The 14,043-nt window shown below is 75.8% G+C and carries 12 protein-coding genes; 2 read left to right on the top strand and 10 right to left on the bottom strand.

What is annotated here, in order from left to right:
• The 9 genes from A5700_RS24810 to eccCb all read right to left on the bottom strand — a co-directional run.
• On the bottom strand, positions 1 to 1,368 hold a 1,368-nt coding region (locus A5700_RS24810), incomplete at its 3' end, for a hypothetical protein (protein ID WP_231991352.1).
• Entirely contained in the window at positions 1,365 to 1,694 is a 330-nt protein-coding gene (locus A5700_RS00735) for a type VII secretion target (RefSeq protein ID WP_068066701.1), read from the bottom strand. The genes A5700_RS00735 and A5700_RS24810, both read right to left, overlap by 4 nt.
• A gap of 46 nt (positions 1,695 to 1,740) precedes the next feature.
• Positions 1,741 to 3,078 (bottom strand): phosphoglucosamine mutase, encoded by a 1,338-nt coding sequence (glmM, locus tag A5700_RS00730; protein WP_068204344.1) that lies wholly within the window; start codon positions 3,076 to 3,078, stop codon positions 1,741 to 1,743.
• A gap of 149 nt (positions 3,079 to 3,227) precedes the next feature.
• Positions 3,228 to 3,719 (bottom strand): 30S ribosomal protein S9, encoded by a 492-nt coding sequence (gene rpsI / locus A5700_RS00725; protein WP_082959718.1) that lies wholly within the window; start codon positions 3,717 to 3,719, stop codon positions 3,228 to 3,230.
• Positions 3,716 to 4,159 carry a 50S ribosomal protein L13 gene (rplM, locus tag A5700_RS00720; protein ID WP_068066706.1) on the bottom strand — a complete coding sequence of 148 codons (444 nt, stop codon included), beginning with the start codon at positions 4,157 to 4,159 and terminating at the stop codon, positions 3,716 to 3,718. Before rplM ends, rpsI begins: the two co-directional genes overlap by 4 nt.
• 221 nt (positions 4,160 to 4,380) lie before the next feature.
• The gene (locus A5700_RS00715) at positions 4,381 to 4,677 is read right to left on the bottom strand and encodes a WXG100 family type VII secretion target (protein ID WP_068066709.1); all 297 of its coding nucleotides are present in this window, start codon (positions 4,675 to 4,677) and stop codon (positions 4,381 to 4,383) included.
• A 16-nt stretch (positions 4,678 to 4,693) separates the two neighbouring features.
• Positions 4,694 to 5,011, bottom strand: coding sequence for a WXG100 family type VII secretion target (locus A5700_RS00710; RefSeq protein WP_068066711.1), 318 nt, complete (start codon positions 5,009 to 5,011; stop codon positions 4,694 to 4,696).
• A gap of 51 nt (positions 5,012 to 5,062) precedes the next feature.
• Complete coding sequence (locus A5700_RS00705) at positions 5,063 to 6,286, bottom strand: type VII secretion-associated protein (RefSeq protein ID WP_068066716.1); 1,224 nt, start codon at positions 6,284 to 6,286, stop codon at positions 5,063 to 5,065.
• Positions 6,283 to 9,939 (bottom strand): type VII secretion protein EccCb, encoded by a 3,657-nt coding sequence (gene eccCb / locus A5700_RS00700; protein WP_068066718.1) that lies wholly within the window; start codon positions 9,937 to 9,939, stop codon positions 6,283 to 6,285. The genes A5700_RS00705 and eccCb overlap by 4 nt, the downstream gene beginning before the upstream one ends.
• 126 nt (positions 9,940 to 10,065) lie before the next feature.
• Between eccCb and eccD the strand changes: the two genes are divergently transcribed.
• Positions 10,066 to 11,394, top strand: coding sequence for a type VII secretion integral membrane protein EccD (gene eccD / locus A5700_RS00695; protein ID WP_068204340.1), 1,329 nt, complete (start codon positions 10,066 to 10,068; stop codon positions 11,392 to 11,394).
• A complete protein-coding gene (gene mycP, locus A5700_RS00690; protein WP_369828196.1) occupies positions 11,391 to 12,689 on the top strand; it encodes a type VII secretion-associated serine protease mycosin in 1,299 nt (432 codons plus the stop codon). The genes eccD and mycP overlap by 4 nt, the downstream gene beginning before the upstream one ends.
• Here the strand turns inward: mycP and eccB are convergent.
• Positions 12,654 to 14,009: a type VII secretion protein EccB gene (eccB, locus tag A5700_RS00685; protein ID WP_068066724.1), complete on the bottom strand. Its 1,356-nt coding sequence runs from the start codon at positions 14,007 to 14,009 to the stop codon at positions 12,654 to 12,656. The two genes, mycP and eccB, sit on opposite strands and share 36 nt — an antisense overlap.
• Between the last annotated feature and the right edge of the window lie 34 nt (positions 14,010 to 14,043).

The raw sequence follows: 14,043 nt of genomic DNA, 5'->3' as shown, positions 1-14,043 counted from the left end.
ACTGGCCCGCCTGCGGCAGCTGATCGGCCGCGATCTCGCCGGGCGGCGACGCTGCGTGCGCTGGGGGTGCGGCGGGGGCGGCGGCTTGATCGGCCTGGCGGGCCGGATCCTGGACGCGGTGGGTGACCTGGTCGGTTCGGCGGACGACGGCGGCGCCGACCCGCTTGACGGCGACCTCGGGGACGACCCCGGCGACCTCGGCGACCTCGGCGACGACCTCGACGGCGACCCCCTGCACGACGACGACCCCGACGACCGGGACGACGACCCGGGCGACACCGACGACCCGGACGAGCCGGACGAGACCGACGAGCCCGAGAACGCCGTCCCGCCCGGGGTGCCGGAGCCCACGGAGCCCCCCGGGGACACCCAACCGGTCGGCGCGACCCCGCAACCACCCGCGCCGCCGGCGTCCGGTCCGGAGCCGGGGCCACCGCCGGCGCCCGCACCGTCGCCGAGCCCGCCGCTCAGCCCGTCACCGAGAGCTCCGACCGGCAGGGCCGGCGCTTCGCCCCACGGCGCACCCGGGTCCGGGGCCGCGGCCGGCCAGCCCACGGACGCCGGCGCCGCCGGCTCCAGCGGCGCCTCGGGCGTGGCGGCCGCCGCCCGGACGGGAGCGGCCGGGATGAGGGATTCGCCCGACCACGTCCGCGGGGCGGGCGAACTCAACGGCAGCCCGTCGGGACACTCGAACCGGACGGTCGGGGAAGCCGCCATTCGGTCGATCACCATGCCGTACGAGGTGTCCACCCCGTCGGAGGCGGACCGCATCGCCGCCAACCACTCGTCGCGGATGTCGTTGTCCACGTAGGGCATGACGTCATGCCGCAGCACGTCTTCGGCGGCCTGCCGGTCGCCCACGCCCGTCGTCACCGTGCCGGCCGCGCCCAGCCACACCGGGCGCTGCCCCGCGGTGCGGTCGTCGAGGGCGACGGCCGTCGCCACCTTGGAATCGACCAGGAACCACAGATTGTCGCGCAGCGACTCGCAGCGCTGGGCCGCCGCGCGCAGTTCGGTGGCCACCACGTTGGCGGCGTCGCAGTGCTGTTGCAAGAACCGCACCGCAGCGTCGCCGCCCGGCCCGGTCCACGCCGCGGCGAGCTCGGCCAGCTGGGCGCGCTGCAGCCTTGCCGCCTCCTGCGCCGCCACCCCCGCCGCGCGCAGGTCGGCGCAGTCGCGGTCGAGGGCCCGCAGGTCCAGACCGTCCTGATCCTCGTAGCGCTCGCGCACCTGGGCGGGATGGTCGGTGAGGCCGGGTTGCTGATAGCCCAGCGCGTGGCAGGCCGTCACGTAGCTCTGCGTGTGCTCGACGGCGGGCCGGCCCTCCTCGAGCCGCCCGGCGACGTCCAACCGGTCGGCCACGGTCACGCGATCCGTTGCGTCGCATAGGCTTCCGCCTCGGCGTAACGGTCGGCGCTGGATCGCACGTTGCCGGCGACCTCCACCGACGCCTGCCACCACTGCGACACCGCGGCCGCCAACCGCTCCAACTCCCCGCGCAGCGCGTCGCCGCGAGCCGCATGCGCGCGACCCGCGACCGCCCCGCCGAACCCCAACCTGGCCAGGTGGTCACTGACCGCCCGGCCGATCAGTTCGGCGGCCGCCTCGAGCTGGCCCGCGACGCGGTAGGCGGCGGCGACGTCGATCTCGGTGGGCGCGGGGGCAATGGGGCGCGTTCCCCTGTCGAATTTCATGCCTAATCCGACGCCCGCCGGCTCGCCGGGGTTCCGCCGGCGCGGATCAGTGGGCGGCGCTGACCGCCTCGGCGACCCGGGTGGCGACGCGCTGTGCGACGTCGGCCTCGGGCGCCTCTACCATGACGCGGATCATCGGCTCGGTTCCGGAGGGCCGCAACAGGATTCGGCCGGTGTCACCCAGCTCCGCCTCGGCCTGCCCGACGGCGGACCGCACCGACGGGGCGGCGGCGGCGGTGGCCTTGTCGGCGACGGTGACGTTGATCAGCACCTGCGGCAACGTCTGCATCGGCGCGGCGAGGTCGGCCAGCGCCGAGCCGGTCTGCACCATCCGGGTCATCAGCCGCAGCCCGGTGACCACACCGTCGCCGGTGGAGCCGAGCGTGGGCATGACGATGTGCCCGGATTGCTCGCCGCCCAGGCTGTAGTCGCCGGCCCGCAGTTCCTCCAGGACGTAGCGGTCCCCGACGGCCGTGGTCCGCACGGTGATGCCCGCCGCGCGCATGGCCAGGTGCAACCCGAGGTTGCTCATCACGGTCGTGACCAGCGTGTCGGAGGCGAGTTCGCCCGCGTCGCGCATGGCCAGCGCGAGCACCACCATGATCGCGTCGCCGTCGACGAGGTCGCCGTTGGCGTCGATCGCCAGGCAGCGGTCGGCGTCCCCGTCGTGCGCCAGGCCAAGGTCGGCGCGGTGCGCCACGACCGCCGCGCGCAGGGAGTCCAGGTGCGTCGACCCGCAGTTGTCGTTGATGTTCAGGCCGTTGGGGTCGGCGTTGATCGCGATCACCCGCGCGCCGGCGGCGCGGTAGGCGCGCGGGGCCACCGACGACGCGGCGCCGTGGGCGCAGTCGACCACCACCGTCAGGCCGTCAAGGCGCAGCGTGCTGGCCTTGCTCAGGTGGCGCAGGTAGCGCTCCGCGGCGTCCTCGGCGTCGATGACCCGGCCGATGCCCGCCCCGACCGGGCGCGACCCGACGTCTGCCCGCAGCAGCGCCTCGATCTGGTCCTCGGTGCCGTCGTCGAGCTTGTGCCCGCCGGGACCGAAAATTTTGATGCCGTTGTCGGGCATCGGGTTGTGCGACGCCGAGATCATCACGCCGAAATCGGCGTCATACGCGCCGGTCAGGTAGGCCACCGCCGGGGTGGGCAGCACGCCGACCCGCAGCGCGTCGACGCCCTGGCTGGTCAACCCGGCGATCACCGCGGCCTCGAGCATCTCGCCGCTGGCCCGCGGGTCGCGACCGATCACCGCGACCCGGCGGCCGGGGGCGCCGGAGCTGGCCAGGCGCCGCGCGGCCGCTGCACCCAGCGCCAGCGCCAGCTCCGCGGTCAACTCGCGATTGGCGACCCCACGAACACCGTCGGTGCCGAATAGTCGACCCATCGGACAAACCTCTCACAGTTGACGGTCCAGCACCTAACGTGCCCGTTCCTTTCTGACCGAAACGGGACGCGTTCGTGCGCAGACACGCCGACAACCGCGCACAACGTCTCTCGCGAGATGCCGGGTTGTGGCCGGAAAGCGACTGCTGATCAGCGCTTGCTGTACTGCGGCGCCTTGCGGGCTTTCTTAAGCCCGTACTTCTTGCGCTCGGTGGCGCGCGGGTCGCGGGTGAGGAAGCCGGCCTTCTTCAGCGGAGGACGGTCGTCCGGCGACGCCAGGATCAGCGCCCGCGCGATGCCCAGGCGCAGCGCGCCGGCCTGCCCCGAGGGGCCGCCGCCGTGCAGCAGCGCGTAGATGTCGAAGCTCTCCAGCCGATCCACGGTCACCAGCGGCGCCTTGATCAGCTGCTGGTGCACCTTGTTGGGGAAGTAGTCCTCGAGGCTGCGCCCGTTGAGGGTGAACTTGCCGGTGCCGGGCACCAGGCGCACCCGCACCACCGCCTCTTTACGACGGCCGACGGTCTGGATGGGCCGCTCGAACACGTAGGACTCGCCGGGCGCCACCGCGGACTCGGCCGCGACGTCGGTGATGTCCGCTTCCACGGCTTCCGGGGCCTCGAGGCCCTCGGTCGTTTCGGTCACTGGGCCACCTGCTTGATCTCGTAAGGAACCGGCTGCTGCGCGGCGTGGGGATGCTGCGGGCCGGCGTAGACGTGCAGCTTGCGCTGGATCTGACGGCTGAGCTTGTTCTTCGGCAGCATGCCGACGATCGCGTTCTCGACGACGCGGGTCGGGTGCTTCTCCAACAGCTCGCCGATGGTGCGGCTGGTCAGACCGCCGGGATACCCCGAGTGCCGGTAAGCCAGCTTGTCGCGCAGCTTGTCGCCGCTGAGCGCGATCTTCTCGGCGTTGACGACGATGACGAAGTCCCCGCCATCGACATTGGGGGCGAACGTCGGCTTGTGCTTGCCGCGCAGCAGGGTGGCTGCCGCGACGGCAAGGCGGCCAAGCACCACGTCCGTGGCGTCGATGACGTACCACGACCGCGTGGTGTCACCTGCCTTGGGCGCATAGGTGGGCACAGCGCTTACCTTCTTCTCTCGAGGTGGATCCCGGCCAAAGCCAGGTATCGGTCAGGCGTTGCGCGGTGGGGTGTGTCTCGGCGACCGACGTTGACCCGAGGCCCCGGCGTACCGCACGCCAACGGAGCAGCTTACCGACCCGCGTCCCCGCAGGTCAAAATGACTGCGTGGTCCCGTCGGCTCTCCTCCGTCGGGACCACGCAGGGGTCTTCGTCGGCCGGCTACCGCGACCAGGTGCCCGCCGCGCGCCGATCGGCGTCCGCCACCTCTTCCGCGCCGTCGCGTACCGCGTTGCCGAGCTCGGACAGGATCTCGTTGAGGGCGGTGGCCGCCTGCTGCCACCTGGCCTGTTCTACCTGGTAGGCGGCCGCGGCCTCGCGGGTCCACAGCTGCTGCAACGGGGCGATCTCGGAGCTCAGCTCATCGAGCGCGGCGTTGAAGCGGGCCGAGGTCAGGTGGATCTCGTGCCGCACCGAGTGTTCGATCTCGCCGAAGTCATACGACAGCACCGGGTCCACGGCATTCCTCCTCAGGTCACAGGTTCCCGCCGGCGGCGGCGACGTGCTGGGCGTGGCGGTCACCGGCCTCCTGCAGGGTGGCGGCGTTGTGGCGGATGCTCTCGGCGATGGCGCGCAGCGCGTGGTAGAGCCGCAGGGACTCGGCGTTCCAGCGATCCATCACCTCCTTGAACCGGGCCGCCGCGAGCCCGCCCCACACCACCGGCGGCACCGCGCCCACGCGGCCGGTGAAGGCGCCCAGCATCGCGCGGATCTCCTCGTTGCGCGCATCCGTCGTGGCGGCGACCGTCCGCATCATGTCGAAGTCGGTGTTCAGTGCGTCGTGGACCGCCATACCTATTTCGACAGTGGGGACAGCGTTTCGGTTCCCTCGGATCTGCGCCCGTCAGCCGATCGCGTGGGCGGACCGCACCGCCTGCTCGCACACGGCGCGCACGGCCTCCTCGCCGCCCGGCCCGCTCTGGCAGCCGACGCTGATCCGGACGGGACCGTCGAGCAGCACCGTCCACCGGACCTGGTGGCCGGGACGGACCTCGCGGTAGGTCACCGCCGGCCGCCCGGCACTGGTGCCGGCCGGGTTGAAGTCGACGAACACGCCGCCCGGCGCGGCGTCGATCGCGCGCTTGAGCCGTTCGGCGGTGCCGCGCAGCGTCTCACCGGCGACGGGCGACTGGGTGACGAGCAGCGCGACCTGCGGGTCCGACGGCGAGGAGACCTGCACGCGCGCCGAGCCGGGCCCGGCGGTCACCCGCTGCGTCGGCCAGTCGGCGGGCACGGTCAGCGCGACCCGGCCCTCCACGAGAAAGGTTGTCGCCGGCGCGACCGTCACCCGCCGCGCGGTGACCGCGCGGCCCCCGTTGTCGGTCCACACCGCCGGTGCCGCGACGGCCAGGGCGGCGGTGGTCGCCCCGAGCGCGGTCCGCGCGCGCCGGCGCGACGCGCGGGCAGCGCGGGTGGGCGTGCCGCGCCGCACTCCCCCGCGGACCGCCGGCACCGATCGCGCCAGCCGGGCCAGGCGCGCGTCGTCGACCCGCTCGACGGTCAGCCCCTGACCGCGCGCCACACCCGCGATCGACGACGCCAGCTCGGGGGCGCCCGGCACGCCGGCCGGGGCGTCGATCACAACGACCGCCGTGTTCGCCTCGGCCAGGAGGCGCCCGACCTCGGCGGCGACGACCGGCGTTGCGGCGGTGCGCGCTACGGCGCCGCCCCCGGCGATCGCCACCAACCGGTCCGCGATCTCGACCACAGCGCGCGCCTGCGGTGGGGCCGGGCCCGCGCGCGCCAGCAGCCACGACCGCGGCCGCGCCTCCGCACCGCCGGACACGGCGGCGGCCGCCGCGGCGAGCAGGTCGATCCGCGCCGCGGGCCACCACGACGGGTGCAGCACCAGCATGGCGCCCGACGGCTCGCAGCACGCCGACCGCAGCGCGGCGCGCCACACCGCGTCGACGGCCGTCGGGCGCTCGCCCACCAGCGTGACCTGATCGTCGATCGCCCCCAGCGCCGCGAGCACGGTCTCCGAGGCCGCCGCGTCGGTGGTTGTGCCGCAACACAGTCGGCGAATCGCCGCGGGTCCCGCCTCGACGACGGCCCGGTGCCCGGTCACGGTGGGCTCCAGGCCACCTGCACCAGTCGGCTGTCGGCGCCCCGGGCGGTCACGACGCCGCGCCCCGGTGGCAACGCCACCGGACGGGACGCCCCGAACGCCGTCCCGGCCTCCGGGCACCCGCTCATCGACAACGTCATGCAGCCGTGGTCCCGCAGGCCCGCGAGCAGTGGCTCGAACAGGGCCCGCTCGGCTCCGCCGCTGCGCCGCGCCACCACCAGGTGCAGGCCCAGATCCCGCGCGCAGGGCAGGAATTCGAGGAGCCCGGCCAGCGGGTTGGCCGTCGGCGCCGCGACCAGGTCGTAGTCGTCGACGACGACGTACACGTCCGGCCCCCGCCACCAGGGCCCGGCCCGCAGCTGCTCCTGACCGGCGTGCGCCGGGGACAGTCGGCTGCGCAACAGCTCGACCACGCTGGGCAGCAGCGCACCCAACCCCACCGCCGACATGGCATGTCCGCCACAGTGTTCGGACGCGACGACGCCCAGCAGCGTGCGCCGGAAGTCGACCAGCAGCAACCGCGCCTGGGCGGCCGGGCGGGTGCGCACGAGCTCGCGGCACACGGTGCGCAAGGTGGCGGTCTTCCCGCACCCGTCGTCGCCCAGGATCAGCAGATGTCCGTGGCGTTCGAAATCGATGGCCAGCGGCTCTAACCGGTGCTCTTGGACTCCGAGCAGGACGCCGGGGCCGTGCGGCAGCGCGTCGCGGTGCACCCGGGTGGGCAGCGAGGCGATCGGCGGCGCGACGCGGTCGCCGGGCGCCACCGGCGCCTCGGGCAGCGCGATCAGCAGCTGCGAACCGTCGCGGGCCAAGCCTCGACCCGGCCGGTCGACCGGCACGAATCGGGCTGCCCGACGGTCGATCTCGGAGTCCGCCGGATCCCCCAGCCGCAGCTCGATGCGGGTCCCGATCTGGTCCCGCAGCGACGGCCGCACCTCGGCCCACCGCGACGCCGTCAACACCACGTGCACGCCGAACGAAAGCCCTTGCGCCGCAATCGCGGTGACCGGCGCCTCGAGCGCCTCGAACTCCGCCCGCACGCTACCCCAGCCGTCGATGACCAGGAACAGGTCGCCGAAGGCGTCGCCATCCGACGGCACCCGCATGCGGCGGTATTGCCCGATCGATACGATGCCGCGCTCGGCGAAGGCGGCCTCCCGGGACCGGATCACGGCCTCGCATTCGGCGACCACCCGCGCCGCCCGCCGCGGATCGGCGCGGCCCACGACGGCGCCCACGTGCGGCAGGCTCTGCACCGACGCCAGCGCGCCGCCGCCCAGATCCAGGCAGTAGAACTGCACCAGGCGCGGGTCGTGGGTCGCGGCCAGCGCCGTGATCAGGGTGCGCACCGCGGTCGACTTGCCCGATTGGGGTGCACCGACGATCGCCACGTTGCCGGCGCCCCCGGACAGGTCGACCGACAACGGCGTGCGACGCTGCTCGTACGGCCGGTCCACGAGCCCGAGCGGGACGACCAGACCCGCGGCGCCGGACGCGCCATCGCCCAGCAGGGTGTGCAGGGCCGGCGCGGAACCCAACGGCGGCAACCACACCGGATGCGCGGGCGGCCCATGGCCGGCCAGCCGGTCCAGGACCGCCCGCAGGACGGTCGCCGGCGGCGGTTCGACCGTCGCGGCGGCCCACGTGATCGCGCCGCACGCAGCGGTGCGGAACACCCGCGCCACGGCGGCGGCTGACGGCCGCGCCGGCGCGGCTGACGGGGCGGGCCCGGACACCGACGCCGCGTGGAACCGGATCGGGTCGGCGGCGCCGACGCGCATGAAGCCGGCGCCCGGGGTGTTGGGCAGCTGGTAGGCGTCGGCACAGCCCAGCACGGCGCGGGAGTCCGCGGCCGACAGCGTCTTCAGGCAGATCCGATAGGACAGGTGGGCGTCCAATCCCCGCAGGCGCCCCTCGTCGAGGCGCTGACTGGCCAGCAGCAGGTGGACGCCGAGCGAGCGGCCCAGCCGGCCGATCGCCACGAAGGTGTCGATGAAATCCGGGTGCTGGCTGAGCAATTCGGAAAACTCGTCGACGATGACGAACAGCGTCGGCAACGCGGGTCGCCCCGCACCGGCGCGGCGCGCCCGTTCGTAGGCCGCGACGCCGTCGCAGCCCGCGTCGCGCAGCAGCTGCTGGCGCCGGTTCAGCTCGCCGGCCAGGGCCGCCCGCATGCGTTCCACCAGCGGGGCGTCGTCGGCGAGGTTGGTGATGACCGCGGCCACCTGCGGGCTGTCGGCGAAGTCGAGAAACGTTGCGCCACCCTTGAAGTCGACGAGCAGCACGTTGAGCACGTCGGGCGGGTTGCGCGTCATCATGCCCAAGGCGATCGTGCGCAGCAGCTCCGACTTGCCGGAACCGGTCGCGCCCACGCACAGCCCGTGCGGGCCCAGGCCCCGCTCGGCCGGCTCCTTGATGTCGAGTTCGAGCGGCGCGCCCGCGGCATCGGTCCCGATCGGCGCCCGCAGCCGGTCCGCGGGTGACACGGTGCGCCACAACGTCCGCGGATCGAACCGCTGCGCGTCCCCGATGCCGGCAAGCCGGAGCCAATCCTGGTGCCGCGCCGCGCCGATCCGGTACCGGGCCAGCCGCCGCGCGCAGACCAGTGCGTCGTAAAGCGCCATCTCATCCGGACATTCGACGCCGATCGCCTCGCCGCGCTGCCTGATCACCAACTGTTCCCCGGCGCGTCCCGGACCGACCGTGAGGGCCGCGGCCCCTGCGAGCGCGTCGGTGGCACCGTCGTCGTCGAGGTCGGTGATCACCAGAACGCGCCCGGCGGGCAGTCCGGCCAGCGCCCGGCCGGCCTCCGCGGTACCCGCGTACACCATGCGCGCCGCACCGAGCGCGTCGCGGGCCTGGGGATGGTGGTTGTGCGGCAACCACTTCAGCCACTCCCAGTGGGCCAGGGTGCGGTCGCTGGCCGCCGCAGCGATCAGCAGCTGGTCGGGCGGGTGCAGGACGGCCAGTTGGCAGACCACGGCGCGCAGCAGCCCGCGCGCCGCAGCCCGGTCACCCTCGACGGTGACCGCGCCGCGCAGCGCGTCGACGCTGACCGGCGCGTCGATGGTGGCGTGGCAGGCGAGGAAGCGGCTCAGGGCGTCGGCGGTCACGGGGTCCGCCGGGGTGGCCTGCGGCGCCGCCACCCGCCCGGCGAGCGGCCGGGCCGCCAGGCCGACGCGCGCGTGGCAGAAGTCAGGGTCGGTGGCGCCGCGCTCCCACATGCGCGGGCCACCGGCCAACGTCCACAGCGCGGCGGGCTCGGGGTGGGTGCTCAGCAGCGCCGCGCGTTGCGCCGCAGCGGTTTCCGCGGCCGACTCGCCGAGCCGGCCCAGGTAGGCGAGGTAGTCGGCGCGGTCGGCGTCAAGGCCACCGCCCCGCCGCGCCCTGCGCCCGGTGACCGCCGCCAGCGCCGTCGACATCAGCATCAGCACGGGGAAGGCCAGGAACGTCGGGCCGCGGCCGGCGGCCGCTCCCGACCCGAACGCCACCGCCATGACGGCCACCCCCGCGACCGACAGCGCCATCGGCGCCGCCCGGACCAGCAGGCCCGCCGGCGTCGCCGGCGGCGTCGGGGGCGGCGGGTCGATGGTGATGTCGGCCAGCGGCGCAGACGGCGCCCGCCGCGGCGTGGGCGTGAAAGCGTGGGTCATGTCGCCCCTTTCCCGGCCGCCGACGTTAGGAAGCCGGGTATCGCGCGGCAAGTCACCTGTGGACAACCGAAACCCGCTCCGCCGCAACCCCGCTACCTTTCCGGGAATCGACGGACAGGGGGACCGATGGAATCGTTTGACGCCGGGCTGCGCCGCGTCTCGGTGCACAGCGACAGCGCGGTCCTCGATGTCTGCCTGCCCGCGGAAGTCCCCGTCGCGGCGCTGATCCCGACGCTCGTCGACCTGTTCGGAAGCCGCGGCGCCGCGGAGGGACGGCAGCTGAACCTGTCAGCGCCGGGCGCCGCGCCGCTTGACCCGTCGACGACGCTGGCGCAAAGCCGCGTCGACGACGGCGCCGTCCTGGTCCTGAGCCGCTCCTCGCCGGCGCCGCCGGTGCCGCGCTACCTGGACGCGGCCGCGGCCGTCACGGACGCCCTCGCGGCGGCGCCCGGGCGGCGGCCCCGAAGGCCGGCCGGCGCCGCGGCGGCCGCGACCTTCACCGGCGCCGGTGGGCTGGCGGTCGCACAATGCACCCTTGCCGACAACGGGTTTCGCGACGCCGGTAGCACCGCCGCGGTGCTGGCGGTGGTCGCCGTCGGCTTCTCGGCCGGCGCGCGCCGGACCCGCCGCGACCCGGGCGCCGCGCTGGCGATGGGCGTGTCGGCGGCGGCGTTCGGCGGGCTCGCCGGGTTCGTGGCGGTGCCGGGCGCCGCCGTCGTCGCCCGGGTTTTGCTGGGCGCGGCGGCCACCGCCGTCACCGCCGTGGTGTCGGCGCGGCTGTCGTGTCGCGGCGGTGTCACGCTGACCGCGGTGGCCTGCACCGCGGTGCTCGTGGCCCTGGCCGCGCTGGCCGGGACGCTCAGCGGGGCGCCGCCACCGGCCCTGGGTTCGGCGGCGGCGCTGGCGTCGGTGGCCGCGCTGGCGCTGGCGCCCCGCGCGACGATCGCGCTGGCCGGGTTGACGGCCCGCCCGCAGCCGGGCGGCGCCACCAGCCCAAACCGGCTGTCCGGCCAAGCCGTTCGTGCCGATGCGTGGCTGACCAGCCTGACGGCCGGGTTGTCCGCGTCGACGGCCGTCGGCGCCGTCGTTACCGCGATTGGCGGGGCGCCGCGGCCCTCGGGCGCCGCGTTCGCCGCCGTCGTCGGCGCGCTGCTGCTGGCGCGGGCCTGCGCCGCGGACGCGTCGCGCACGCCGCTCTTCGCGGGCGCGGGGACCTGCTGCCTCGCCGCGACCGTCGCGGGATTGCCGGCGCACGGGCCGTGGCTCGCCGCCGCCACGGCGGCGCTGGCCGGGGCGGCGTTACACGTCGGCTTCGCCGCCCCGACGCTGGCCTGCTCGCCGGTCGCGCGCCGGGCCGTGGAGCTGCTCGAGTGCGTGGCGCTGGCGGCGCTGGTGCCCCTGACCGGCTGGATCTGCGGCGCCTACGCCGCCGCCCGGGGCCTCTGGCTGCGGTGAGGGCGCCGCGCGGTGCGCGCCTGCTCGCGGCGGCGGCGTTGGTGGCGCTCGTCCACGGCGCGACGCCGGTCGCCCGGGCGGTGTCACCGCCCGCGGTGGACGACCGGCTGTTGCCCAAGCCGGCCGTGCCGGCGCCGCCGTCGCCGACCGCCCAGCGGGAGGTCTGCGCGGCGCTGAGCCCGCAGGCGGGGCCCGGCCGGGATCGCGGCGGCCCACTCGACCTGTCCGCGGTCTGGCCGCTCAGCCGCGGCGCCGGGCAACGCGTCGCGGTCATCGACACCGGCGTCGCGCGGCACCGGCGGCTGCCCGGGGTGGTGCCGGGCGGGGACTACGTGTCCACCGGCGACGGCACCCAGGACTGCGACGCGCACGGCACCCTGGTCGCCGGCATCATCGCCGCCAAGGCCGATCCGGCGGCCGACGGGTTCAGCGGCGTGGCCCCCGACGCCACCCTGGTGAGCATCCGCCAGTCCAGCGCCAAGTTCTCCCTCGCCTCCGACCGGTCCCGGCTCGGCGTCGGCGACGTCGACACCCTGGCCAAGGCCGTGCGGACGGCGGCCGACCTCGGCGCGTCGGTCATCAACGTCTCCTCGGTGGCCTGCGTCCCGGCCGCGTCACCGCCGGACGACCGGGCGCTCGGCGCCGCCCTGGCCTACGCCGTCGACGTCAAGAACGCCGTCGTCGTCGCCGCCGCGGGCAACACCGGCGGCGCCGGGCAGTGCCCGCCGCAGCGGCCGGACCCCACCTGGGACACGGCCACGGTCACGGTCAGCCCCGCCTGGTACGACGACTTCGTGTTGACCGTCGGCTCGGCCGGCGCCGACGGCGCGCCGTCGCCCTTCACCCTGCCCGGCCCGTGGGTGGACGTCGCCGCTCCCGGCGACGGGGTGCCCTCGCTGGCCGCCGCGCCGGTGTCCGGCACCAGCTACGCGGCGCCGCTGGTCAGCGGGCTGGCGGCGCTCGTCCGGGCGCGGTTCCCGGCGCTGACCGCCCGCCAGGTGATGCAGCGCCTCGAGTCGACGGCGCATCACCCGGCCGGCGGCTGGAACGCGCTGGTCGGAAACGGCGTCGTCGACCCGCTGGCCGCGGTGAGCACCGGCGCCCCGCCGCCGGCCGACCCCGCCACCACCGCCGCGCCCGTACCGCTCGCCCCGCCGGCACCGCCCCACCCGCCGACGCCGCGCGCCGACGTGCGCGCGGTGACCGGGGCCGCGATCTGTCTCACCGCCCTGGTGGTCGTGTTGCTGGCGGGCGCCCGGCTACGGCGGCGCGGCGACGGTGTCGCGGGCGACTGACGCGCCCCGCCTGCTCAGCTGCGGTCCGAGCGGCAGCACCGTCAACACCGGCCACGGCGCCGCGCCCGTCGCGGGCAGGCCGAGGGCGCCCGCGGCGTCGTCATCGGGGACCGCGAACCGCACCCCGGTGTCGGTGACCAGGTATCGGGTGCCGCCACCCGGGACGCCGCGGACGTAGGCGGTGCGGCCGGGCGGCAGGTACACGGCGTCCAGCGCGGGGCCGGCGCCGTCGGCCTGGGCGAGGGTCAGCGCCGAGCGACCGGGGGGCACCGGCGCCCCGGCGCCGGCCAGCAACGCCACCCCCGACCCGTCGGGCCCCTCGCGGGTGACGCAGGCGGTGTCGCCGTCGGCCAGGGCCGGCGCCCGCTCCGGGAAGCCGCCGACCGGCAGCGCGGTGGCCACGGGGGCGGCGCGGATGGCGTCGGGGGCCACCGTCGTTGGGCTGGCGCCGCCGCCCGAGTCGGCGAAGCGCAGCAGGTCGGCGGCCACCCGGCCGATGCGCTGCAGCCCGGTGGGCAGCGTGACGTAGAACTCGTCGCCGTCGGCCCGGGCGACGCGCAGCACGGCGCCGACGGTGAACCCCGGCAGTCCCGGCGCCCGGCCCCCCGCGCCGGGGACGCGCGGGGCGGCGATGGGCGGCGCCTCCGGGACGGCATCGAGCAGCGACTGCGAGACCCGGCGCGGGACGCGGCCTTCCAGTCGCAGCGCCCGCACCACCGCGGCGTCGTCGAGGTTCACCACGGCCCGCCGGCCGTCGTAGAGGAGGTACGCCGGCGAGCCCGGCGCCGGTGCCGCCAGGATGGCCTGCCCGGCGGGGAGGCGGCGCACGCTGTGCTCGGCCGGCCGGCCGACGACGACCGTGGTGGCGCCGTCGCCGTCGCACACCGACCACACCAAGTCGGCCGCCGCCAGCGGCGCCCCGAGGTATTGCGGCGCACCCGGGATGCCCAGCGGCGCACCGAGCTTGGCGCGAGCAAGATCGGATGGGCGCACCGGCTGCGGGTCGACCGGCGCCCCCGCGATCAACCGGGCGGAGGCGAGGTTGAGCACCGGATGCCAGGTGTCGTCCACGCGGACGAACAGCGCGCCGGAGTTGCGGTCCAGCACAAGCCGCGCCCGGTCCAGCGCGACCTGCGGGCGCAGCCACCCCAGCAGCGCGCACCCGGCCACGGCCATCGCGGTCAGGGCGGCGCCCACCGCCAGCGCCGTGAAGCGCGCCCGCGCGCGCCCGGCGGCCTCACCCAGCAGCGCGCATTCCAGGCGGCGCAGCCAGAAGCGGTGCGCGCTGAGCTGCAGCCCTGCGCTCGCCTGCGTCGGCATCGGCCCACGTTAGACCGCAGGTCAGCGGCGCCGG

This window comes from Mycobacterium sp. E1214 (genome assembly GCF_001666755.1).
GTDB lineage: Bacteria > Actinomycetota > Actinomycetes > Mycobacteriales > Mycobacteriaceae > Mycobacterium.
The sequence above is the reverse complement of the archived record's forward strand: the minus strand, read 5'-3'. Positions and strand labels throughout refer to the sequence as shown.